The 22,519-nt window shown below is 51.1% G+C and carries 22 protein-coding genes and 1 pseudogene; 19 read left to right on the top strand and 4 right to left on the bottom strand.

Annotation, left to right across the window (positions count from 1 at the left end; translation table 11 throughout):
• The 3 genes from NT140_04020 to NT140_04010 all read left to right on the top strand — a co-directional run bounded on the left by NT140_04020 (nt 1) and on the right by NT140_04010 (nt 2,261).
• Complete coding sequence (locus tag NT140_04020) at nt 1-402, top strand: prepilin-type N-terminal cleavage/methylation domain-containing protein (GenBank protein MCX5831047.1); 402 nt, start codon at nt 1-3, stop codon at nt 400-402.
• Nucleotides 403-404: 2 nt separating this feature from the next.
• Nucleotides 405-1,112, top strand: a complete 708-nt coding sequence (locus NT140_04015) for a prepilin-type N-terminal cleavage/methylation domain-containing protein (GenBank protein MCX5831046.1) — start codon at nt 405-407, stop codon at nt 1,110-1,112.
• 66 nt (nt 1,113-1,178) lie between these two features.
• The gene (locus NT140_04010; protein MCX5831045.1) at nt 1,179-2,261 is read left to right on the top strand and encodes a pilus assembly PilX N-terminal domain-containing protein; all 1,083 of its coding nucleotides are present in this window, start codon (nt 1,179-1,181) and stop codon (nt 2,259-2,261) included.
• Between the two features lie 28 nt (nt 2,262-2,289).
• Here the strand turns inward: NT140_04010 and NT140_04005 are convergent, their stop codons facing one another.
• Nucleotides 2,290-2,898, bottom strand: a complete 609-nt coding sequence (locus tag NT140_04005; protein MCX5831044.1) for a hypothetical protein — start codon at nt 2,896-2,898, stop codon at nt 2,290-2,292.
• 368 nt (nt 2,899-3,266) lie between these two features.
• On the opposite strand from NT140_04005, the gene NT140_04000 reads away from it, so the two are divergent.
• The 12 genes from NT140_04000 to NT140_03945 all read left to right on the top strand — a co-directional run bounded on the left by NT140_04000 (nt 3,267) and on the right by NT140_03945 (nt 17,511).
• Complete coding sequence (locus NT140_04000; protein ID MCX5831043.1) at nt 3,267-3,545, top strand: PilZ domain-containing protein; 279 nt, start codon at nt 3,267-3,269, stop codon at nt 3,543-3,545.
• Between the two features lie 362 nt (nt 3,546-3,907).
• Entirely contained in the window at nt 3,908-5,611 is a 1,704-nt protein-coding gene (ilvB, locus tag NT140_03995) for a biosynthetic-type acetolactate synthase large subunit (GenBank protein MCX5831042.1), read from the top strand.
• A gap of 31 nt (nt 5,612-5,642) precedes the next feature.
• Nucleotides 5,643-6,146 (top strand): acetolactate synthase small subunit, encoded by a 504-nt coding sequence (gene ilvN / locus NT140_03990; GenBank protein MCX5831041.1) that lies wholly within the window; start codon nt 5,643-5,645, stop codon nt 6,144-6,146.
• A 2-nt stretch (nt 6,147-6,148) separates the two neighbouring features.
• On the top strand, nt 6,149-7,201 hold the full coding sequence (gene ilvC, locus NT140_03985) for a ketol-acid reductoisomerase (protein ID MCX5831040.1): 1,053 nt from the start codon (nt 6,149-6,151) through the stop codon (nt 7,199-7,201).
• A 172-nt stretch (nt 7,202-7,373) separates the two neighbouring features.
• Nucleotides 7,374-9,035, top strand: coding sequence for a dihydroxy-acid dehydratase (gene ilvD, locus NT140_03980; protein MCX5831039.1), 1,662 nt, complete (start codon nt 7,374-7,376; stop codon nt 9,033-9,035).
• A 627-nt stretch (nt 9,036-9,662) separates the two neighbouring features.
• On the top strand, nt 9,663-10,946 hold the full coding sequence (gene pilM / locus NT140_03975; protein ID MCX5831038.1) for a type IV pilus assembly protein PilM: 1,284 nt from the start codon (nt 9,663-9,665) through the stop codon (nt 10,944-10,946).
• On the top strand, nt 10,943-11,299 hold the full coding sequence (locus NT140_03970) for a PilN domain-containing protein (GenBank protein ID MCX5831037.1): 357 nt from the start codon (nt 10,943-10,945) through the stop codon (nt 11,297-11,299). The genes pilM and NT140_03970 overlap by 4 nt, the downstream gene beginning before the upstream one ends.
• Before the next feature lie 6 nt (nt 11,300-11,305).
• Complete coding sequence (gene pilO / locus NT140_03965; GenBank protein ID MCX5831036.1) at nt 11,306-12,064, top strand: type 4a pilus biogenesis protein PilO; 759 nt, start codon at nt 11,306-11,308, stop codon at nt 12,062-12,064.
• Nucleotides 12,051-12,533: a pilus assembly protein PilP gene (locus NT140_03960; GenBank protein MCX5831035.1), complete on the top strand. Its 483-nt coding sequence runs from the start codon at nt 12,051-12,053 to the stop codon at nt 12,531-12,533. The genes pilO and NT140_03960 overlap by 14 nt, the downstream gene beginning before the upstream one ends.
• 17 nt (nt 12,534-12,550) lie before the next feature.
• Nucleotides 12,551-14,461, top strand: a complete 1,911-nt coding sequence (pilQ, locus tag NT140_03955) for a type IV pilus secretin PilQ (GenBank protein ID MCX5831034.1) — start codon at nt 12,551-12,553, stop codon at nt 14,459-14,461.
• Nucleotides 14,462-14,522: 61 nt separating this feature from the next.
• Complete coding sequence (locus tag NT140_03950; GenBank protein MCX5831033.1) at nt 14,523-15,488, top strand: tetratricopeptide repeat protein; 966 nt, start codon at nt 14,523-14,525, stop codon at nt 15,486-15,488.
• Nucleotides 15,489-15,531: 43 nt separating this feature from the next.
• A complete protein-coding gene (locus NT140_03945; GenBank protein MCX5831032.1) occupies nt 15,532-17,511 on the top strand; it encodes an Ig-like domain-containing protein in 1,980 nt (659 codons plus the stop codon).
• Nucleotides 17,512-17,867: 356 nt separating this feature from the next.
• Here NT140_03945 and NT140_03940 read toward each other — a convergent pair whose 3' ends face one another.
• From NT140_03940 to NT140_03930, 3 genes and pseudogenes are all read right to left on the bottom strand, one after another.
• Entirely contained in the window at nt 17,868-17,993 is a 126-nt protein-coding gene (locus NT140_03940; GenBank protein ID MCX5831031.1) for a hypothetical protein, read from the bottom strand.
• A 34-nt stretch (nt 17,994-18,027) separates the two neighbouring features.
• A pseudogene (locus tag NT140_03935) lies at nt 18,028-18,354 on the bottom strand (thioredoxin fold domain-containing protein).
• A gap of 15 nt (nt 18,355-18,369) precedes the next feature.
• Nucleotides 18,370-18,816 carry a hypothetical protein gene (locus NT140_03930; GenBank protein ID MCX5831030.1) on the bottom strand — a complete coding sequence of 149 codons (447 nt, stop codon included), beginning with the start codon at nt 18,814-18,816 and terminating at the stop codon, nt 18,370-18,372.
• A gap of 307 nt (nt 18,817-19,123) precedes the next feature.
• On the opposite strand from NT140_03930, the gene NT140_03925 reads away from it, so the two are divergent.
• Genes NT140_03925 through hisC form a run of 4 tightly spaced genes read left to right on the top strand, consistent with a single transcriptional unit; the run spans nt 19,124 to nt 22,433 of the window.
• Nucleotides 19,124-19,813: a tetratricopeptide repeat protein gene (locus NT140_03925; protein MCX5831029.1), complete on the top strand. Its 690-nt coding sequence runs from the start codon at nt 19,124-19,126 to the stop codon at nt 19,811-19,813.
• The gene (locus NT140_03920; protein MCX5831028.1) at nt 19,803-20,888 is read left to right on the top strand and encodes a Xaa-Pro peptidase family protein; all 1,086 of its coding nucleotides are present in this window, start codon (nt 19,803-19,805) and stop codon (nt 20,886-20,888) included. The genes NT140_03925 and NT140_03920 overlap by 11 nt, the downstream gene beginning before the upstream one ends.
• Nucleotides 20,889-20,910: 22 nt before the next feature.
• A complete protein-coding gene (gene gcvH / locus NT140_03915; protein ID MCX5831027.1) occupies nt 20,911-21,318 on the top strand; it encodes a glycine cleavage system protein GcvH in 408 nt (135 codons plus the stop codon).
• A gap of 56 nt (nt 21,319-21,374) precedes the next feature.
• Nucleotides 21,375-22,433: a histidinol-phosphate transaminase gene (gene hisC / locus NT140_03910; GenBank protein MCX5831026.1), complete on the top strand. Its 1,059-nt coding sequence runs from the start codon at nt 21,375-21,377 to the stop codon at nt 22,431-22,433.
• Nucleotides 22,434-22,519: the final 86 nt, after the last annotated feature.

Raw genomic sequence — 22,519 nt, 5'->3', positions numbered from 1 at the left:
ATGGAGAAGAAATCCATGTCTGGTCAGAAGGGGTTTACCCTGCTTGAAGTTTTGATAGCGGCATTTTTATTGACCGTCGCCCTTGTCGGTGCGGCGTCGGTGACCACGTCGGTTATCAAGAGTAACTCTTTCAGTCAAACATTGACTACGGCCACAACCCTGGCCAAGGATAAGATGGAGGAACTCAAGGCCGCTCCTTATACCACTGCTACACAGGCCGCCTCCATGTGGACAGGGACGGATTACGCGGCCGCCAATGGTACGGTCCAGGCGTCTGCCGCCGGTTCATATTACACCCGGTCGTGGACTGCGCCGGGAACGAGTACGAAGACAATAACCGTTACCGTGACCCGGCCTCCTAATCAGCCAGTAGTTTTGCAAACCATCAGGGCGAGTGATTAGAGATGAATACAAACGATAGAGGCTTTACGCTCGTTGAATTGATGATTGCCATGACCGTCGGGCTGGTTGTCCTAGGCGCTGTCTACGCGTTATTTACCGTGCAAAGCAAGCATCTTGCCAATCAGGAGCAGCTTGCCGAGCTTCATCAAAACGCCCGGGTGGCCATGGACATGATGGTCCGCGAGATCAGCATGGCTGGATACAACCAGAGAAATGCGGCTACCATTGCCGCGGCCACTCCCGAGGTACCCCGCTGTACCAATGCCTTGGTCACAGCTGGGACTAGCTGTGTTGGAATTACTTATGCTGGAGGCGACACCATTAAATTCACGGCGGATAGAGACGGCAGCGGAAGCATTACGCCCGATGACCCAACTACTGGCGACAATGATAATGAGAACGTAGCATACGATATAAACCTGTCAATGAGTATTATGTCTCTAAGGCGAAACAGCAAATACACGAAATCTGGCAGTTCATATCAACCTGTGGTGGAATACGTACACTCCCTGCTTTTCGAATACTATGACGGTGCCACACCACCAGCCACCACGGCCATTTTGGCAAATATCCGGATGGTCAAAATTACGATTGTCACCCGCGCCGCCAATGTGGATCCGAACTATACCGATCCGACTTATGGGGATCACTATCGCCGTTATACCCTTTCCGCCTTTGCCTTTCCGCGGAATTTGGCGTTGAGCCCTTAAACGGCGTGTGCAGGGTTGCACATTTCTAATACAGCGGAAGTAAGATTATGAAACGCGAGGTACTGTATGCCAAGGCAAATCGGTCATAAAAGTATTATTGGGAATGAAAAGGGAATGGTTCTGGTCGTCACGCTGATAATGATTGCCGTTCTGGTTCTCCTGGGAACGACCGCTGTCATGACCGTGACCACGGACATGAAGATTGCCGCCAATTATCGGGAGGGCCAGAAGGCCCTGTTCAATGCCGAGGCGGGGGTGGGGCAGGTCATTGCGTACTTGCGTGCGAATACGGTGACCTATCCCACTACCAGCACTCCCACAACGACGATTACGGTAAGCTGTCCGACAGGCTTCAACTTTAACACCTCGGTGGTGATTTACTATGTTGCGCCGAACAAATACAAGTTTCAAATGACCGGCACGGGGGCCAATAATGCTTCAAAGACTATTGAGGCCCATATTGGATATACAACCAAAGTACCCGCAGGCACGGATGGTGCGGTGGCTATGTATGGCGGCGGCCCTGCGGTGCAATTTAAAACGGGCGTCGGTGGCGGCTATGCCGTGGACGGTCGTGATTATCCTGTGCCCGCCAGCCCAACCTGCAATGGCTCTGCCTGCGCGACGACGGCGACCGCACTACCTGCCACGGCGGGTCTGTTCACCACCATGGCGCCGACCCTCTCAGGAAATGTTGGTGCTCATCTTACGGGGACTCCAACGCAAGCGATAGGAACCAGCCATGAAACGGCATATCAGGACCTCGTAAACTATGTTCTAACAAACAACCTTTACCAGTCTACCCTCGGCACGCGGGCCGCTCCTGCCATCACGCTTGTTCCGAACGGAACCACGCTGAATGGTAATGGAAACGGGGCGGGCATCATTATCGTTGATGATGGCGGCTCGCTTAATCTTAATGGTACCTTCGAATTCGAGGGGATTATCATACTGAGGGGGACCGGCAGGGTTTTCGGTACCGGTACAGCCAATCTCTTCGGTTCGCTCATAACGATCGGCCATTCGGCCAAGCTTATAGACCTGTCCGGTGGCGTCGACCTAAATTACAGTTCCGCAGCCATTGCAAATCTCGCCAATATCAATTCACTCAATACGACTAAACAAACGGCTTGGCGAGATGTTTTCTAATGGTTTTAACAGCTTGGTTTTTCACGTTTTACGGTATTTCAGGTTCCTCCCTTCCTACTCCTTCCCACCAATCGGCGGGCAGCTTGCCGTTGTTCTTTTCCTGTAGTTCTTCAGTGAGCTTCCACATCTCGGCAGAGATATGGCGGTTATCTGCTGTTGCTTCATCCTTTGCAATCAGATCCTTGCTTGTGTCGGCTTTCCTGATGCGGGTCAGAGTCTTGTTTATGTCAGCCTTGAGCTTGGCCATTTTATCCTGGTAAGCCTTCAAATCAATTTTTACGGGAGGTATTTGGGGTGAAAGGTTTTTTTCAGCCTTCTGGTCAGCTTCTGCAGGGAGTTTTTCTGCTGCCGAAGACAAGGTGGGCAATCCCTTCGTTTCTTTGGTATCAGGTGTGGTGGAACTCACCGAAAAGTTTCTTTCTCCCTTATATTTTTCCACTCTTTCGATAATCTGTTTTTCCACGCCCACTGTTCCGCCGACGTAGAAAAAATAGATCAGCCCGCCATCGGACCAGTGCATGGGAGTCGCCAGAGAGCCGCCATTTTTTAGCCGGATGACGTAGAACTCACTCCGGGCGGGCGCAGGAAAGATCATATATAAGGCAAGCATCAAAAACAGGAAGATAAGTTTTCTCATCACCGTTCTCCTTTGGTGATATTTTCGCCTAAGGCGACTCATATTGTCAAGGCAATAATTTCATTAAAAAATCCAGATACTCCTTGACATGATCGTAAATTCTGCTATCCATATCCGGCAAATGGCCTTAAACAGTTATCATAACAATTCTATCCAAAAGATGAGATGATGGAGAAAATCAAGGATCTATACTATCAATATTTTGATCAGGTCATGGCTTGGTATGGTGGCTTGGAGCTAATGTACCAGTATGGGGTTCTCATCATGCTCATAGGCATCGGCTTTCTTATAGTTGTATTTTTTATTGTATCGCGAATCGTAAAATAGCATCTTAAAAGAGTATTTTTATAGGGAAGGGGTTCCATAAAATGAGAGGAAACCGCAAATATGAGCGTTTTGATGTAAACCAAACCGGAGGTGATGCGGCTCAGGTAGAATGCCTTGTTGAAGACATGCCCATGCGTTTAGTGGACTACTCGTTAGGTGGCGTGTTTTTTCTTTCAAAAAAATCTTTTACTGTGGGTGAATCAGTTAACATAGCTATTAACTTGGAGAATCGGGGGATGATATCTGTGAAGGGAAAGGTTGCCCGTGTAATTCCGAAAGGAAAGAAATGGGGAATTGCGATTGACTTTTGGATTTATTAGTTAAGTTTACCGCCGGGCCTTGCGGGTTTTATCAGCCTGCCTGACCTCAATAGCCGAATAAAATGCTATTGACAACGACAAAAAAAATATATAGCATGCTCCAAAAGTTGGGATAAGTTTGAAAGTAGTGGGCTGAGATTATGGATTCGCAAAGCAAAGAGAACAACAAGCTGGTTGTAAAGAGCGGGATCGCCGTAGTAGCGGTACGAAGGGGGACCGCCGCTCCGTTTCTTTGCCGGATTTAGACAAGAAACCAAGAGCCGCGGGCCCCGTTAACCCGCGGCTCTTTTGCTTTAGGAAAGCCGCAAGTATGTTTGCGGCTTTTTTGTTTTTACACAGAGAATTATAAGGGAGAACTTCACATGCTGACAGGATCGCAGGTACTTTTCAAGATATTGGAACAGGAAAACGTGGATACCATTTTCGGTTATCCGGGCGGGGCCGTCATGGACATCTACGATGAGTTGTCTCGTCATAACGACATCAAGCACATCCTCGTGCGCCATGAACAGGGCGCCATTCATGCCGCCGACGGGTATGCCCGCGCCACAGGCAAGGTCGGCGTTTGCCTCGTAACGTCCGGCCCCGGCGCTACCAATACGGTAACGGGCATCGCCAATGCTTATCTGGATTCGATTCCCGTGGTCATTTTTACGGGTCAGGTCATAACGGCTTTAATCGGCAATGACGCCTTTCAGGAGGTGGATATTACCGGTATTACGCGTCCCTGCACGAAGCACAACTTCCTGGTGAGAGATGTCAACGATCTGGGGCGCATAATCAAGGAGGCCTTCCATATTGCCCGTTCGGGACGTCCCGGGCCGGTTTTGGTGGACCTGCCGAAGGATGTTATTCAAGCGCTCACCGACGATGCTACGCTGGATTATCCATTGAGTTTTGCAGAAGATACGATTGAGCCCATAGAAGCAAAATGCGCCGAGGTCCTGCCGCTCATCAGGGAGGCCAAGCGGCCCGTGATCATCTCGGGAGGCGGCATTTTGCTCGGGAAGGCCTGGCGGGAACTTTACACCTTGGCCAAGCATCTTAATTGTCCGGTTACTTCGACGCTCATGGGGCTCGGCGGTTTCCCCGGGACGGACCCCCTCTGGCTCGGGATGCCGGGCATGCACGGGACCTATTACGCCAATATGGCCATCAGTCATTGCGATCTTTTAATTGCCGTCGGGGTGCGCTTTGACGATCGCGTGACTTCCCGGGTGGACGCCTTTGCGCCGCACGCCCGGGTCGTTCATATTGATATTGACCCCGCTTCCATTGATAAAACCATTAAGGCCCACGTTTCTGTTGTGGGTAACTGCAAGCCTATTCTGCAACTTTTGAATCAGTGGCTGGCAAACGATAAAATGGCCCGGTCCCAGGAACAAACGCAGGCCTGGCTTGCGCAGATTGCCCAGTGGCAGAAAAAGGAACCTCTGGACTATGGCGCCGGGGCAAAGATCAAGCCCCAGTACGTCATTGAGAAACTCTACGAACTGACTAAAGGTAAGGCCATTATTGCTACGGAAGTTGGGCAGAATCAAATGTGGACGGCTCAGTTTTATAAATTTGACGAGCCGAATACCTTCATATCTTCGGGCGGCCTGGGGACGATGGGCTTCGGTTTCCCGGCGGCCATCGGCGCCCAGGTGGCCTTTCCCGATAAATTAGTGGTGGATATTGCCGGGGACGGCAGTATCCAGATGAACATTCAGGAAATGGCAACGGCGGTCCAGTATAATATTCCTGTAAAGATTATCATCCTGAATAACGGGTTTCTGGGCATGGTGCGCCAGTGGCAGGAAATGTTCTACAGCAGGCGTTACTCCCAGACCACCATGGATTATGCCCCTGATTTCGTCAAATTGGCAGAGGCTTACGGCGCGAAAGGTTTCCGGGCCACAAAAACTGAAGAGGTGGAAAGCGTCCTGAAAGAGGGGCTGGCAACGTCGGGACCGGTGATGATTGATATCCTGGTTGAACCGGAGGAAGGTGTTTATCCCATGGTGAAACCAGGAGCTGCGCTCTCGGAGATGGCACTGATGAATAAGAGCTCGCAGATAAGGTAGATTTTTTTAGCAAAGGAAAGGTAAAATCAATATGGAGATCAAAGAAAATACGATTTCAATTTTAGTGAATAACAAGCCCGACGTCATGGCCAGAATCGCAGGCACCTTCAGCGGCCGCGGTTTCAACATTGAAACCATTGCGGTAAACGTCACCGAAGACCCCAAGATATCCAAGATTGTTCTCACCATTTGGGGAAATCAGGATACCATCATAAAAATCGAAAAACAGTTGAACAGGATGGTAGACGTGCTTCAGGTTGATGACCTGACAGGCAAAGATGCGATAAGACGGGAAATGCTGCTGGCCCGTGTGAAGGCGGATAAAGAACGGCAAGACAATCTTATGAAAACTATTGACACATATAAGTGGAAAATAGTAGGCAATGAAGATGATTATTTCATCCTGGAAGTAACAGGGAACAAGGAAGATATCGAAAATGCCCTGGTCATTCTAAAACCTCTCGGCATGGATAATTTTACCAGAACCGGCACGGTGGCTCTGGTGCGGCGTAATAATAACAACAAAAGGGGGTAAATATGGCAAATATAAACTTTGGCGGCACTTGGGAAGAAGTGGTTACATCCGACGAATTTTCCATAAAAAAAGCGCAGGATGTGCTGAAAAATGAGACAGTGGCCGTTATCGGTTATGGTGTTCAGGGACGTGGTCAGGCCCTGAATATGAAAGACAACGGGATCAACGTGATTGTCGGTGAGGGCGATTATAACTGGAACAAGGCTACCGAGGAAGGCTTTATACCCGGGGAAACACTCTTCTCGCCCATGGAAGCGGCAAAACGCGCCACAATCATCCAGTATCTCCAGTCCGACGCAGGTCAAAAGGCGATGTGGCCGGAATTAAAAGCCTGTCTTAATGAAGGGGATGCCCTTTATTTTTCTCACGGGTTTTCGATTGTCTACAAAGAGCAGACCGGCATCATTCCGCCGCCGAATGTTGATGTCATCATGGTAGCCCCCAAGGGGTCAGGCGCTACCGTGCGTACCAATTTCTTAGACGGCAGCGGTATTAACTCCAGCTATGCCGTATTTCAGAACTACACCGGCCGGGCGCTGGAAAGAACTCTGGCCGTGGGTGTGGGTATCGGGTCCGGTTATCTTTTTCCCACCACTTTTGAAAAAGAGGTATACAGCGATCTTACCGGGGAACGCGGCGTCCTGATGGGGTGCCTCGCCGGTATTTTAGAGGCACAGTACAACGAGTTAAGAAAGCACGGCCACAGCCCCAGCGAGGCATTCAACGAGTCGGTGGAAGAGTTGACCCAGAGTCTGATGCCTCTCGTTGCCCAGAACGGTATGGATTGGATGTATGCCAACTGCAGTACGACAGCCCAGCGCGGCGCGCTGGACTGGAAGGATCGTTTCCGCGATGCGGTTGCCCCTGTCTTCACGGATCTGTATAACAGCGTCGCCGCCGGGAAAGAAACGGAAATTGTCCTGAGGGTAAACAGCGCCCCTGATTACCGGGAAAAGCTGCAAAAAGAACTGGATGTCATTAAGAACAGCGAGATGTGGCAGGCGGGCGCCGCCGTGCGAGCGCTGCGTCCGGAACGGAGAAAGAAAACCTCGTGACGATTCCCGACACGAAGGAAAATGAAAATTTCCCCTAACCCCTCTTTGCCAAAGAGGGAAATAATAAATTCCCCCTTTGTAAGAAGGGGGATGATAATAAACTCCCCCTTTAGCAAAGGGGGATTGAGGGGGATTTGAAGTGCATTTCCAGGTGAAATAAGTAGGAGGAGATATGCGCAGCGATGCCATGAAAAAGGGACTCGAGAGGGCTCCCCACCGCTCCCTCTTTAAGGCGATGGGCTATACGGACCAAGAGATCTCGCGACCTTTGATCGGGGTGGTAAACTCCGCCAATGAAATCATTCCGGGGCATATCCACCTGAATATGATTACGGCCGACGTCAAGGCCGGCATCCGGATGTCCGGCGGGACCCCAGTAGAATTTCCAGCCATCGGGGTCTGCGACGGCATTGCCATGGGGCATCGCGGCATGAAATACTCGCTGGCCAGCCGGGAGCTGATCGCCGATTCGGTCGAAGTGATGGCCACTGCTCATCCCTTTGACGCCCTGGTGATGATTCCCAACTGTGACAAGATCGTTCCGGGCATGCTCATGGCAGCCCTGCGTTTAAACATCCCGACCATCTTTATCAGCGGCGGCCCCATGCTGGCCGGTGTCCGGCAGGGCAAGAAGGTGGATCTGATAACCGTCTTTGAAGGCGTCGGGGCCGTCAAATCCGGCTCGATGACACAAAAGGAATTGAAATCGCTGGAAGATTCCGCTTGCCCCGGTTGTGGCTCCTGTTCCGGCATGTTCACGGCCAATTCCATGAACTGCCTTACCGAGGCTATCGGCCTGGGACTGCCGGGCAACGGGACCATCCCGGCCGTTCAGGCAGCCCGCAGGCGTCTGGCCAAAGAGGCGGGAATGGGCATCATGGAGCTTCTCCAGAAAAACATCCGACCGCGTGATATTGCCACGCTGGCAGCCTTCAGGAATGCCCTGGCGGTTGACATGGCCCTCGGCTGTTCTACCAACACCGCGCTCCATATTCCGGCCATTGCCCATGAAGCGGGTTTCCGTCTTGATCTTGATCTTTTCAACGAAATCAGCAAAAAGACGCCCCATCTCTGCCATTTGAGCCCGGCCGGCCACCATCATATTGAAGATCTGGACCGGGCAGGCGGCATTCAAGGTCTTATGAAGGAAATTAGCAAGTTGGGCATCCTGGATTTGCAGGTCATGACGGTCACGGGCAAGACGCTGGGCGAAAACCTGAAGCAGGCCAGGGTATATGATGACGACGTAATCCGTCCCGTAAAACGCCCCTATCACCAAGAGGGGGGGTTGGCTATTCTCAAGGGCAATCTGGCGCCTGAGGGTGCGGTAGTCAAGCAGTCGGCAGTAGATCCGGATATGATGGTTAATGAAGGCCGGGCCCGCGTCTTCGACAGTGAAGAGGAGGCCAGCGAGGCGATCCTGGGTGGGAAAATTCAGGCGGGCGACATCGTTGTGATCCGCTATGAAGGTCCGAAAGGAGGGCCCGGGATGCGGGAAATGCTGGGGCCTACATCTGCCATTGCCGGAATGGGTCTGGACAAAACGGTGGCGCTGCTCACGGATGGTCGTTTCAGCGGCGGTTCGCGCGGGGCGGCAATCGGTCATATTTCCCCGGAAGCGGCGGAAGGCGGCCCCATTGCCCTGGTAAAGGAAGGAGACAGGATCAGTATTGACATCCCCAATAAGCAACTGAACTTGATGGTCAGCGAAAAGGAACTGACTGCACGGAGGAAAAAATTGCAACCGCGTCTGCCCGCAATCACCACCGGCTATCTGGCCCGGTATGCCCGGCAGGTCACATCAGCGAGTACTGGCGCTATTTATAAAGACTAATGGGAAAGGGCCGTTAAAAATCCGTGGCCAAGTCAGCCGTTCGTGGTGAGCTTGTCGAACCATGATTTTCACCTGAAAATGCGCATCAAATCCCCCTTAGTCCCCCTTTTACAAAGGGGGACTTTATGCTCCCCTCTTTGGCAAAGAGGGGTTAGGGTAGATTTCCATTGCCCTTTGTGCGGGTGCCGTCATGTGGGTTTCACCTACCGGTAAATATTTTTTTGATTTAATTCATTTTTTCTTGCACGCCGCCGCCAAGTAGTGTATAAAACCAAACAAATCATGTGTTTCCTTACTTGTTATTGCCATTTGGCAAGGGGCTGCCTTGGGGATGAAAGTTGGCAAGTACTTAATAATTATCGCTTTATTCGTCTGTGTGCTGGTAACATTTGGCGATCGGGGGCTCATTGATAATTTTCGGATGAAAGAGCGCCTAATCTCCTTGAAGAGGGCGAATCATGATCTGGCTAGGGGAAATGAGGAATTGAAACGAACGATTACTTTGCTTAGAGACGATTTATCCTATATAGAAATGGTGGCCAGAAACGAACTTGGGATGGTAAGAAAGGGAGCCGTAGTATTTCAGTTTGACAATTGAACATCAGGAAATAACCGGTAGGTGACGCTGTGTTTGCTCTGCCCGCGATCGATATAAAAGAACTGCTGTCCGGCCGTAAGAAGCTGGTGGGGCTTGACATCGGATCAAGTTCGCTGAAGCTTGTGGCGATGCAGGAGTCGTCCAAGGGCTATGTATTGAAGAGCTTCTACCAGATTCCCGTCCGCCGGGGCGTCATTGTGGATGGCGCACTGGTCGAGCATGAGGAACTCAGCGCCAGGATAAAGGAACTTTTCAAGCTTGCTGGTTGCAGCATAAAAAACGTCGTCACCTCCCTTTCCGGTCATGCCGTGATTGTAAAAAAAGTTTCCTTCGCCGTCATGGAGGAAGGCGAATTACGCGATTTAATCCATGATGAAGCGAGTAAATATCTGCCTTTTGATGACATGGCGGCGGTGTACTTTGATTTTCAAATCCTGGGGGCCAATGAATTCAACCCCAATCTGATGGAAGTCCTCTTGGTCGCAGCTAAAAAAGATATAATAGATAACTATGCGGAGTCCATAAAGGACGCCGGCCTGATTCCGCTCATTATGGATGTTGATTCCTTTGCTCTGGAAACAATGTATGAAAAGAACTATGATTTTGCAGAGACAGATGTGGCGGTAATTGTCAATATCGGGGCCAGCATCACGAATATCAATGTGGTCAAGAATGGCACGTCCATATTTACCAGAGATTTCACTCTGGGCGGCAACGCCGTCACGGAAGCCATCCAGGCCAAGTTAGGGGTGACTTTTGACGAGGCGGAACAGGTAAAGATTGCCGGTCCGGAGGGCGCCAAGCGACTGCAGGAAGCTGGAGTAACAGACATACTCAGCCTTGCCGAGCCCATCTGCCTGGAAATAGAGCGTTCCGTTGATTATTTCCGTTCTACCTTCGGCAACGAGGAAATAAAGCAGGCGCTGCTCTCGGGAGGTGGGGCGATGATTCCCGGAATTGCCGCCGAAATGACGCAGCGGCTCGGCACAGACACCGAAATTATCAATCCCTTCAAAAAAATTGGTTACGATAAGAAGGCCATTGCTGGGGCAGCGATCGAAAGTATCGGTCCCATTGCCGCCGTGGGCGTAGGGCTGGCGCTAAGAAAAATAGGTGACAAAAGATCCGCATCAATCTTTTGCCCTACCGCGAAGCAGCCAAAAAGGAAAATATCAAACGGCAGATTACAATTATTGCCGGCTCCTTTATTATCCTTCTCCTGGTTTTCGTTTTGCTCAAGATTTCTCTCAGTTCCAGCCTCAGCGCACTGGAGGCGCAGATCAAGGAGAAAGACGAAAAGCTGGTCGTCTTGACAAAGAAGCTCGGAGACATAGAGGGGTTGAAACGAGACATCAAGGAACTTGAGCAAAAGCTTTCTGTTATCAAGGGCTTAGAGGCAGATCGCTTTTTCCCCGTCCGCATGCTGGCTGAATTGGCGCAACTGGTTCCCCAGAAAGAAATATGGCTCGAAAAAATCGCCGAGACCAGTTCCGGCCTGCGCATTGAAGGGGTGGCCAAAGACAACATGGTTGTGGCTCGTTTTATGAAAAGCCTTGAATTTTCCAGTTTCGTGTCTTCCGTCAGCCTGGTATCCACCAGGGAAAAGGAAGTCGCCGGTATTAAGCTGCAGCAATTTACCTTATCTTGTGTATTAAAGAGGGGATAGCAAATCATGGCCATAAACTTGGATGACATAAAGAAAATGTCGCCCCGGATGAGGGCGCTCGCGATTGGCGTGATTTATGTCATTTTTAGCTATTTCTTCTTTTTCTACTTCCTGCAGACCGATATGGCAAAGCGCAGCACTCAGCAGGAGAAGCTCCTGGATCTGGAGCAGCAGGTAGCGACCAAGGAAAAGTTGGCAGCCGAGCTGGGGAAATACATGAAAGGCATGGATGCCCTGAAGGAGGAGTTCCAAACGGCCCTGACCAAGCTTCCTGTCCGCAAGGAAATTCCTGAACTTCTTCAGACTATTGCCCTGTCCGGGAAAAATGCCGGGCTGAACTTTCTCATCTTTGAACCGCAATCATCAGTAAAAAAACCGATTGGGGGACCGGCAGCCGCGGATCCGAAAGCGCCTGATAAAAAGCCGCCCGCGCCGAAGCCTGCCGACGGCAAGGCGCCACCGGGCAAGCCGCCCGTGGAAGAAGGTGATTATTACGAAGAGATACCCGTCAAGGTTTCAGTCAAAGGTGGTTACAATAACGCGGCCGCTTTTTTTGCCAAGGTGGCCGGTCTCCCCCGGATAATAAATATCGAGGATATCTCCATGGGAGAAGCCAATCCCGGCAAGGGCAAGGAGCTTATCCTGACGACCTCTTGCATGGTCAAGACTTATATGTTTGTTCAAAAGACGGTGGATAGTAAAACCGGAGCGCAAAAGCCGGCGGAGCAAAAGAATAGCGAAAAGGACAAGAATGCCAAGAAATAGCGTTATTATAATAATTTTACTCCTGATTGCCGGCGGCTTTAATCATGCTGCTTATGCCGCGACGTCCGATGCCGCCAAGCAGGCGCCTCCGGCCAGCTACAGCTTTAATCCGGCGGGGAAACCGGATCCGTTCCGGCCTTTTGTGGAAAAGGATCCGGTTTTAAAGAAAAAAGCGGAAATGGATGCCGCCATCTCCATCTTCCCCTTGCAGAAGGTGGGTCTCGATCAATTCAATCTGCTCGGCATCGCCGGTGATACCGGACGTAGACTGGCCATTGTGGAAACTAAGGACAGTAGGGGCAGCAGATTCTACGCACTGAAGCTGGGTACAGTTATCGGCTTAAACAACGGAAAGGTTGTTGAAATAGGAAAAGATCAGATTGTTGTGGAAGAAGCAACTGCGCTCCGTACCGGGAAAAAAAACAGGATCATAAAAAAGCTGCGCAAAGATGAAGAGGGCATACCATGAGGAAAAAGAGCATACTTATGTTTTCATTAATCTGTTTTGTGATGTTCATCGGCAGTTTCTTCTGCGTGGGCGCCGCCCCCCTGGGAGCGGCCGAGCCTCCGGCGCCGCAGGCCGTTAATGTGGGATACCTTGAAAACATTGCCTTGGAAAGCCCGGTGGCCGGGAAGGAAAGGATTACCATTACAGTTTCACGACTGTCCGGCGCTACGGTGGAAAGTCAGCCGGGAAACGCCTTGCTGGTCAAGCTGGATAACATGTTTGTGCCGCTGGATTTAAGGACTCCGCGTGGGGAAGGCGCATTACGCAACGTCCTGCGCGTTTTGCCCGCACAGAAAATACTGGAAGGCAAGCAGTGGGCATATTTGACGATTGATTTAAAGGAACGCGTGCCCCATAGCGTCCGGCAGGAAGGGCCCAATATCCTCATTGATTTCAACGTCGCGGCGTTAAAGGAGCCGGCCGCGGACGCAGCTCCGAAACCGCCGGCAACAACGGAGGCGACTAATGTGCCTATCACGCCGAAAGATGTCGCTCCGAAGGATGTAGTGCCGAAAGATAAAGCCGTGGGCGGTGAACAGACGCCGGAGTCGAAAAACTATGCCGGGCATCAGATATCCATTGACTTCCAGGATGCGAATATCAAAAGCGTTTTCCGACTGCTGGCCGAGTTGGCCGGGGTAAGTATCGTCTCGGGAGATGACGTCAAGGGTAATGTTACGATCCAGATGAAGAACGTCCCCTGGGACCAGGCGCTCGATACCATCCTTTCTATTACGGGTCTGGGCAAAAGACAGGCTGGCAACGTGATCACTGTGATGACTCTGGACAAGATAAAAAAAGATGATGCCGATCGGCAAGCAGTACAGACCAGGCCATCATCAGAGCCCTTGATCACGAGAGTGGTCAATGTTGATTATACAGATGCCAAAAAACTGACCGAAAACCTTCTGGACCTGCTGCCCAAAGATAAGGATGGCAAAGTTCAGGGGTCTGTAAAGGTTGATGAACACAGTAATTCGCTGATCATCCAGGCCACCCGTCAGGATATGACCAGGTTGTTCCCCATTATCGAGAAAATAGACAAACCGACCGCACAGATACTAATAAAAGCCAATATTGTGGAAACAACAAAAGATACCGCCCGTAATCTTGGCATTCAGTGGGGCGGTATGTGGGGGCAAAAGATAGGGAACCAGGGCTTATATGTAAATCCTGGAGGTACTGGGGGCCTTGCCACGTCTCCCGGTTCGGCCTTCGCCGGAACTTATACGCCCACCTCCGGCACCACGGGGATCGCCGGTCAGGGATTCGGAGTCAATTTTCCGGCAACCATGTCCTCAACGGCCTCAGCGTCATTAGGTCTTATGTTTGGCACAATTGGGGAGAATATTCTTGATTTGCAGTTAAATGCCCTGCAGAAAGACGGCAAGCTTAATATTCTTTCCAGCCCTTCCATCACCACCCTGGATAACCAGAAGGCCTTTACGGAAAATGGCGAGAAAATTCCTTTTGTTACCATGGATACCAGCGGCGGCACCGTAACCAAATCCGTTAAATTTGAAAACGCCGTTCTGCGCCTGGAAATTACCCCGCATGTGATTGACGGGAAAAACTTGAAGATGAAAATTCTGGTGCAGAAGGATGAGGTGGACCCCAGCCGCAACGTGGACGGCAATCCCTATATCATCAAAAAGCAGACGGAGACCAACCTCATCGTGCAGGATGGTGAGACGATCGTAATTTCCGGTTTGACCAAGCAAAAAAACATAGATAATGTTAATGGGGTCCCCTGGTTAAAAGATATTCCTCTATTGGGCTGGCTGTTCAAGGGAGAGGGGAAGAGCGAATCCATGGAAGAGGTGCTGATTTTTATTACTCCCAATATCATGAAGCCGCAGGAAGTGGCCGGCATTCAGACCGGACCTTGAAGGGGTTGGGGGTTATAGAGGTTGTGGGGTTAGGTTGTTATCATTCAAGGAGACAGGCATTATGAAATATCTGGCCAGATTTATTCTTTTGGTCTTCATGGCGGCCATATTCGGGAACATCGCGGGTTGCGCTCCGGGTAATTACCAAAAAGGGATGAAACACTATAAGCCGGATGATGTCGCGGCGGCCGTAAGCGAATTGAAGCCGCTGGCCGAGCAGGGCAACGCCGAAGCCCAGTTCAACCTGGGCTCGCTTTATTACCAGGGCTGGGGAGTGCCTCAGGATTATCGGGAAGCCGCCAAGTGGCTGCGCAAGGCCGCTGAACAGAGCCATGGTTTTGCACAGGCCACGCTGGGTACCATCTATGCCGAGGGCATACAGGGAGTGATTGACAAAGACTATCCCCAGGCGCTCATGTGGTTCATCCTGGCCGCCGCTCAGGGGGATATGGAAGCCAGAGAGTTCAGAGATACTCTGGCCGTGAAAATGACGCCAAAACAGATTACGGAAGCGCAAAAGCTGGCCCGGGAATTCAAGCCTCAGTCTGCCTATGCGAAGTCGCTGCGGGAACTGAAGGCACTGGCCGAGCAGGGCGATGCGGCTTCCCAGTTCAATGTCGGATTGATCTATTACAGCGGTCAGGGAGTTTCCCGTGATTACCTGGAAGCCCTCAACTGGTTCAGTAAAGCCGCCCTGCAGGGCCATACCATAGCCCAGTATAATATTGGCTACATGTACGAAAAGGGTGAGGGGACGCCGCAGGATTATGTGGAAGCGGCAAAATGCTATCGCCAGGCGGCGGAGCGGGGCTATCAGTTGGCCCAGTATAACCTCGGCTATATGTATGAAAAGGGCCAGGGGGTTTTGCCGGACGAAATCCAGGCCCTGAAGTGGTACAACCTGGCCTCGATCCAGGGTGAAGCCAAGGCCAAAATGGCGCGGGACCGAGTCACCGTCTGGATGTCGCCCGCCCAGATCGCCGAGGCCCAGCGCCTGGCGCGGGAGTTCAAGATAGTAGGGAAATAATATGGTCGGCCCTGCTTCGTGTGTATGTGAAAGGAGAATAGGGATGTTTAGAAAAGCGATGCGTTTCCCCGGACTGATGATGCCGGTGCTAATAATTGCGTTTCTTTGTTTGCTCTCCGGATGCAGTACCGGCGGCCTGACGGATGCCACCACCGGTTCCTCAACGAGCAGCGGCACAACTGGCGGAACGACGGGAGGATCCACAACGTCTGGGACAGTTCAACCCGCCGGCTTTGTGAATTTACTGACCAGCAGTCCGCAGGTTGGATCAGATGGTTTGTCCACCGTCACCCTTACGGCAATTGTCAAAACGGCAAATAACGTAGCATTAAAAGATAAGTCAGTTACATTTGCGTCTTCTTCTGTTGCAGGACCCTTGGCTGGAGGAAACTTGGTGGTTGCCAGTGGCACAACGGATGCCAGTGGTACCGCTACGGCAACCTTGAGTGCGGCCGGAGACAAGTCCAAACGAACGATTACCATAACCGCCACATCAGATTCGATTACCGGTACAACTTCCGTAGACGTAGTAGGCACAACACTGCAGATAACTGGTCAAAATTCTCTAGTTTCGGGCACATCTGCCAAGCTTTCGCTATTTTTAAAGGATTCCGCAGGAGCGACAATACCTAGTCAGGCAATTACCTTAACCTCGAGCCTTGGGAACAGTTTTAGCCCGAGTCCGGTTTCCACCAGCGCCAACGGACAAGCGGAAGTGACCTATACGGCAACAAATGGCGGCACAGATACTGTCACCGCATCTGCCTTGGGCGCAACAGCGACTCAGACCATAAGTGTCAGCTCGACAGATTTTACCTTTACAGCCCCCTCATCGGGTACCGAGATTAATATCGGTAGTACGGCCACCGCTACTGTACATTATGCTTTGTCGGGTGTTCCTCAAACGGGAAAGACAGTGAATTTTTCGGCTACAAGGGGCATTATAACACTAAATGTCGTTACTGATGGCAGCGGCAATGCCTCGGCCAATCTGTCGTCAACAACTGCCGGGCCGGCGATAATTACGGCAACGATATCCGGAGCGGGAACTATTCAAACACCCGTTGAATTTGTTGCAGTTACCGCTTCTGCAATGTCGTTGCAGGCCGCTCCCGGCACGATTTCAACAAATACCGCCGGATCCACAGTGGAACAAAGTACGATTATTGCCGTCCTGCGCGACTCAGCCGGTAACTTGGTTAAAAACAAGACGGTGCGGTTTAGTTTGACGGATGTAAGCGGCGGCACTATAAAACAGCCGAGTGGTGTAACAGACAGCCAGGGGACGGCCAGCACAACCTATATTTCCAGCAGTTCCCCGAGTGTTAAAAATGGTGTTAGAATTGATGCATCCGTTGATGGCTCCGCAGCAACGGCATTTGCCACTCTCACTGTTGCGAGCAAATCTATTTATGTTGTTCTTGGCACAGGCAATACCATTGAAAACTATAGCTCTACACAATATAGAGTTCCCTTTGTCGCGTTAGTTACTGATATTGCGGGAAATCCCCAGGCCGGCGTTACCGTTACGACAAGCCTGATACCTGTAACGTATCTCAAGGGAAGATATACCGGTTGCGTATCGACCACAGATGAGTATTGGGTATGGACTCCCGCAACCATGAACGAGTGCTATAATGAGGATAATAATCCAATTTTCTTTGCTGGCCATCCGGAATGGTTGCTCAATGGGTTCCTAGACAGCGGGGGGGGACAAACGGAGGATATCAACGGCGATGGAGTCTTGACCCCGGGCAATGTTGCCGAAGTGAATCGAACGGCAACAACCGATGCCAATGGTTTTGCCCAATTTTATGTGATTTATGCAAAGCAGTTTGCCAATTGGGCAAAAGTTAAGATTGAAGGAAGAATCTATTCTTATGGGGACCAGACCTTGGGGACGACGCAATTTTATCTGCCCGTGCTGCGTGACGATGTAAAGTGTGCAGCATCTCCCCCGGGGCCTGTGAGTCCTTTTGGTTTAGGCGCTGCGCCGCATAACGTTTGTACAGATGACAAATAGGTTGGTGACAGCCTGGCTTCAATTAATTGGGGACAGCCACTAATTGCCCTCGATTGCTCGAAAGTTTCTCGGGGCTGGTTCAATCTTGCAGCCTGAACCAAAACATTAACAAATGGTTTTGGCGGCAAGCCTGAACCGGCAAATGGATGTCCCCGGGACTTTTTGAGAGCATCCTACTTAATCAATACCGGCGCACCGTTGACAGTCAAGCCATTTTTTTTCAGCGTGGCAAGAATCTCGTCTGCGGATATGCTTTCATCGTCAAAAGTGATGTTGATAGTATTTTCCCGCGGTATTTCATGCTTGATGACTCCCGCTGTTGTCTTGAGGATAGAACCTATCCTCTGGCTCAGGCCTCAGGAGCCGCAACCGGGAATATTCAGTTGTACAATTCTCTCCGCAGCGTAAATAGCCTGCATAAAAAAACAGGTCAGCAGCAAGAGGGTAACGAGGGTGATGAAGCGATATTTTGGGAATTTCATGGTTAAGTTCCTCTAAACGCAATTGAAGGGCATACTATTTCTTTCCGTCAATCAAATCAATCAGTTCACTTTCCGGCAGGGCGCCCATACGCATCCGGCCATCAGGCAGAACAATGCCCGGGGTTCCCGTGATGCCTAAGGAATCGGCTAATTTTATCGTCTCATCAACTTCGGTGTTATCACACTCCGTCTTGTCAATCTTTTTCCCTGCGAAGCAGTTTTCAAGCAAATTCATGGAATTGTTGCAAATGATGCTTTTGGACTTCCAGTAGGCATCCTTATGCATACTCAAAGGGAATAACTTAATATAAAATATGATATCTTGCCGTTTGTCTGCAATCTGCTTCATCACCTGATGAAGTTGGCCGCAGTATGGTCAGTCAGGGTCCGTAAAAATTATGACTTTTTTCGCCGCTCCCTTTACCCCGATGGCCAGTCCCTCATTCAAGGTTATCCTGGCCAGATCAACTCTTTTCTTGTCCTGCAGTTTCTGAACACTGCTTGCAGTGAGGTTCACCATATTCCTGGTGTCATGCAGGCTTCCGAATATCACGTAATTGAGCGTTAGATCGGTATAAAAGATACCCGCCGATCCTTTGCTGTTGACCTCTATCTCGCAAATACCGTCCAAGGGACTGTTCTTGATGGCCAATATTTCAACTACTGGGATATTCATTTTTTTCAAGGTGCCGGCGACCTTTTCTTTGGTAATATCAGCACATTCGTTCCCATTTTCAGCGTAAGCAGGTAAGGTTGCAGTGCTGAGGAAGAGAAAAATAACAAATCCAGTTATCAATTTCCCACCGCAATCAAGTTTATTCATTCTTTGATTCCTCTGATTTTTGTGTGTTTATATGAAAATCCCCCCATCCCCCCCCTTACCAAAGGGGGGTTAAGGGGTGATTTTCATGTTTCTTTGTGCCCGCGCCGAACATGGGTGTTATTTGTCGGCAACTTAAATCAAAACCTGGCAAAAAAACAAGATAATTTTGATGCCGCCACAACGATGTCGGATTTCTGCCCCCTTGAATTCCTGCTTGACACGTTCCAAAAGGCTGTGTTAGCGTCCAATCCATCATCTCCATGATGTTGTAAATTCAGCAATCCCTTGGATTAATGGGAAAATTACTATGAATTATGGCAACCGTAGTGAAAAAGAAGTATTTATTGCCAAGGCGGAGTCCTTTTTAGATCAGGGTCTGCAAAAAGAGGCCCAGGATTTTGCCCTGAATTGGCTGGAAAGGTTTCCCGACGATGCCGAGGCCAGGGTAATTCTTTGTCAGGCCTGGACCCGCATGGGCAAGCTGGACAAGGTGAAGCAGTTGCTGGGGGAGGTGGATGACGCCATCTATGGGATGTCCGTGATTTACGCCAAGATGGGCGACATCTGCCAACGTTCGGGACTTAACCAGGAGGCGATCACCTTTTACCGAAAATTCCTGGATCTGAATCCCAATTCGCCTATTACCACGGAGGTGGCGGAAAAACTGCATTCCCTGGCGCCTGACGGCGAGACAATCCTGCTCCAGGAAGAGGATACGCCGCAGCACTCCCCGTCCATCATGCGAACGGTAACCATAGCGGAACTTTATATGAAACAGGGGCATACGGATCTGGCGGCAGAGATTCTGGAAGAAATCATTAAAAAAGATGATACCAATAAGCGGGCGCTGGCCATGTTGAGTGAAATCGGAGGCGGCGGCACGGCGCAACCGGAGAAAGACGCCCCACCGGAGAAGGGCGCACCGCCGGACGCAGTCCTAAAGGAGCTGAACCGCTGGTTAAGCAATCTTGACAGGATAAGGGCCTATGCCGCCTGAAGCAGCCCGGTTCCCGGACCGCCTCCAGCGCGTTCGGCAGACCTTATTGACAGATGATCTGGAGGCCCTGCTCTTTCTGGATATGAAGAATATCCGCTACCTGACAGGTTTTACGGGCAGCGATGGAGTCTTCCTGCTGGAACGTGACGAGTCCCTGCTTATGGTTGACGGTCGCTATACAACCCAGGCCAGCCTGGAAGCAGTCGGAATCAGGGTTTTCCAATACCGCGAAAAATTGGAGGGGATTGCGGAGAACATCGCGGGTGAGGCGATCAAGGCGGTTGGGTTTGAGGCCGCGGCGCTCAGTTTTGAAGTCCACGGCAAACTGAAAGAAAAAGTTCCGGCGCTCCGTCTGTCCCCGCTTACTGGCGATTTAGTCAACATCAGGGCCATCAAGGACGCAGGAGAGATCGCCCTGCTACGGGCGGCGGCGGTTACGGCCTCCCGGGCGCTGGTGGCGATGCAGGAGATAATCAGGCCCGGCCTGCGGGAAGATGAAGTCGCACTGGAACTGGAATACCGGATGCGGCAAAGCGGCGCTGCGGGGGCATCGTTTCCGACCATTGTAGCCGCCGGGGCGAACTCCGCCCTGCCGCATGCGACCCCGGGGAAAAGAAAATTAATGGCGGGAGATGCGCTGGTCATTGATTATGGGGCTGTTATTGAGGGCTATCATTCCGACGAAACATGCACCTTTATATTGGGCCAGGCGTCTGCCCGGTTCCAGGAGGTCTATGAGATAGTCCGAGTCGCCCATGACCGGGCGCTGGCGGCTGTAAAGGCAGGGGTCGCCTGCGCGGAGATTGACCATATTGCCCGGGACTGCATGGAGAAAGCCGGTCTGGGACGCTTTTTTTCTCACGGGACGGGGCATGGCATCGGGCTTGATGTGCATGAGCCGCCCCGGATTGCGGCCTCTTCGCAGGCGACTCTGGCCGCCGGGATGGTAGTGACTATTGAGCCGGGGGTTTATCTCCCCGGCCAATGGGGGATCAGGATCGAGGATACGGTTCTGGTGCGGGAGCATGATTGCGAGGTATTAACCAGCGTACCCAAGAATTTAACCGTATTATAATAAAAACACAGGATATTATGCCATGAAAGTATTTTCGGATGACTTGCTGTTCAGTCGTGAACATGTATGGGTAAGGCTTGAGGGCCATTTGGCCACGATCGGCATTACCGATTATGCCCAGCAAGAATTGGGCGAGGCTGTTTCCATCGAATTGCCCGAGGTGGAATCCTACCTCGAACGGGATGAACCCTTCGGCGCCATTGAGGCCGCCGCCAGAGGGGTGACAGATCTCGTTTCCCCTGTCAGCGGCGAGGTTGTCGCCGTGAATGAAGACCTTCTGGATGACATCGGTGTTGTCAACAGTGATCCCCACGATACGGGATGGATGATCGTTGTGGAAGTGGAGTTTGAGGAGGAGTTGAGTGACTTGCTGGATCTGGCCGAATACAATGAGTTTCTGGCCGAGGAAGCGGAAGTTGATGTTGACTGAATTCTGGATGCGGTAATTTTTCCATAATTCTCTAAGAAAGGTAGCCAATCTTGCCGATGCGTTTGGATGATCTTATCAAAAACGAGGTACGGGGGCAGAAGGCCTATGTCGCCGAGACCTCCATCTTGCCGATCAAGCTGGATGCCAATGAAAGTCCTTTTTCCCTTCCGGCCGAACTCCATGATGAATTCATGGCGGCTCTGGGTCGTGTGTCGTTAAATCGGTATCCCGGAGCCGGTTCTCACACACTGCTGGCCAGGTTTGCGGCTAATTACGGCGTTGCGGAGGATATGCTTATCGCCGGCAACGGGTCTAACGAGATGATCCAGGTACTCTGTACATCTCTCGCCCCTACCCGCGTCATGACGCCTGTTCCCACTTTTGCGATGTACCGGATCAGCTCCGTGAATAACGGGCATACGGTCATAGAAGCGCCGCTGGAGAACGGCTGCGACCTCGACCTGCCGGCCATGCTGGAACTGATGGATGTTTATGCGCCCGGGCTGGTTTTTTTGAGCTTTCCGAATAACCCCACCGGAAATTGCTTCTCCCGGGAAAAAATGGAAGCACTGTTGGAAAAGACGCCCGGACTAATCGTCGTGGATGAAGCCTATGGCAATTTTTCCGGACAGACTTTTCTGCCGCTCCTGGAAAAATATGAAAATCTGGTCATTCTGAAGACCTTGTCTAAAATGGGTCTGGCGGCGCTCCGGATTGGTTTTTTGATCGGCGCGTCCTCCTTGGTGAACGAACTGAACAAGGTGAGGCTGCCATACAACATCAACTCCTTATCCCAGGCCGCAGCCGGGTTCTACCTTGATCATGAGGCGGTATTCTTAGCGCAGGCAGCGGAGATTGTCAGGGGGAGAGAGCAGTTATTTTCCGCCTTGCAACAATTGCCGGGCATTCGGCCCTACCCCTCGGCGGCAAATTTTATTTTTTTTGGTTGCCTTTATGATACGAATAGAGTATACGCTTCCCTACGTGAACAGGGGATTATGGTCAGACATTTCCCTACTGCCGGTAACTTTAAAAACTGTATGCGGGTAACAGTAGGAACCCAGAGGGAAAACGGGATGTTTCTGGGGGCGTTGGAGCGTATCATCGCCGAATAAAGGCCAAGCAAGGGCCGAGTAAGGAGCGTGATTTAATATATTTGCCACAGTTAGGGTAGACGACGGCACTAAGTTTAGTGCAATGC

It is taken from the genome of Deltaproteobacteria bacterium, from assembly GCA_026388415.1.
GTDB lineage: Bacteria > Desulfobacterota > Syntrophia > Syntrophales > JACQWR01 > JAPLJV01.
The sequence above is the reverse complement of the archived record's forward strand: the minus strand, read 5'-3'. Positions and strand labels throughout refer to the sequence as shown.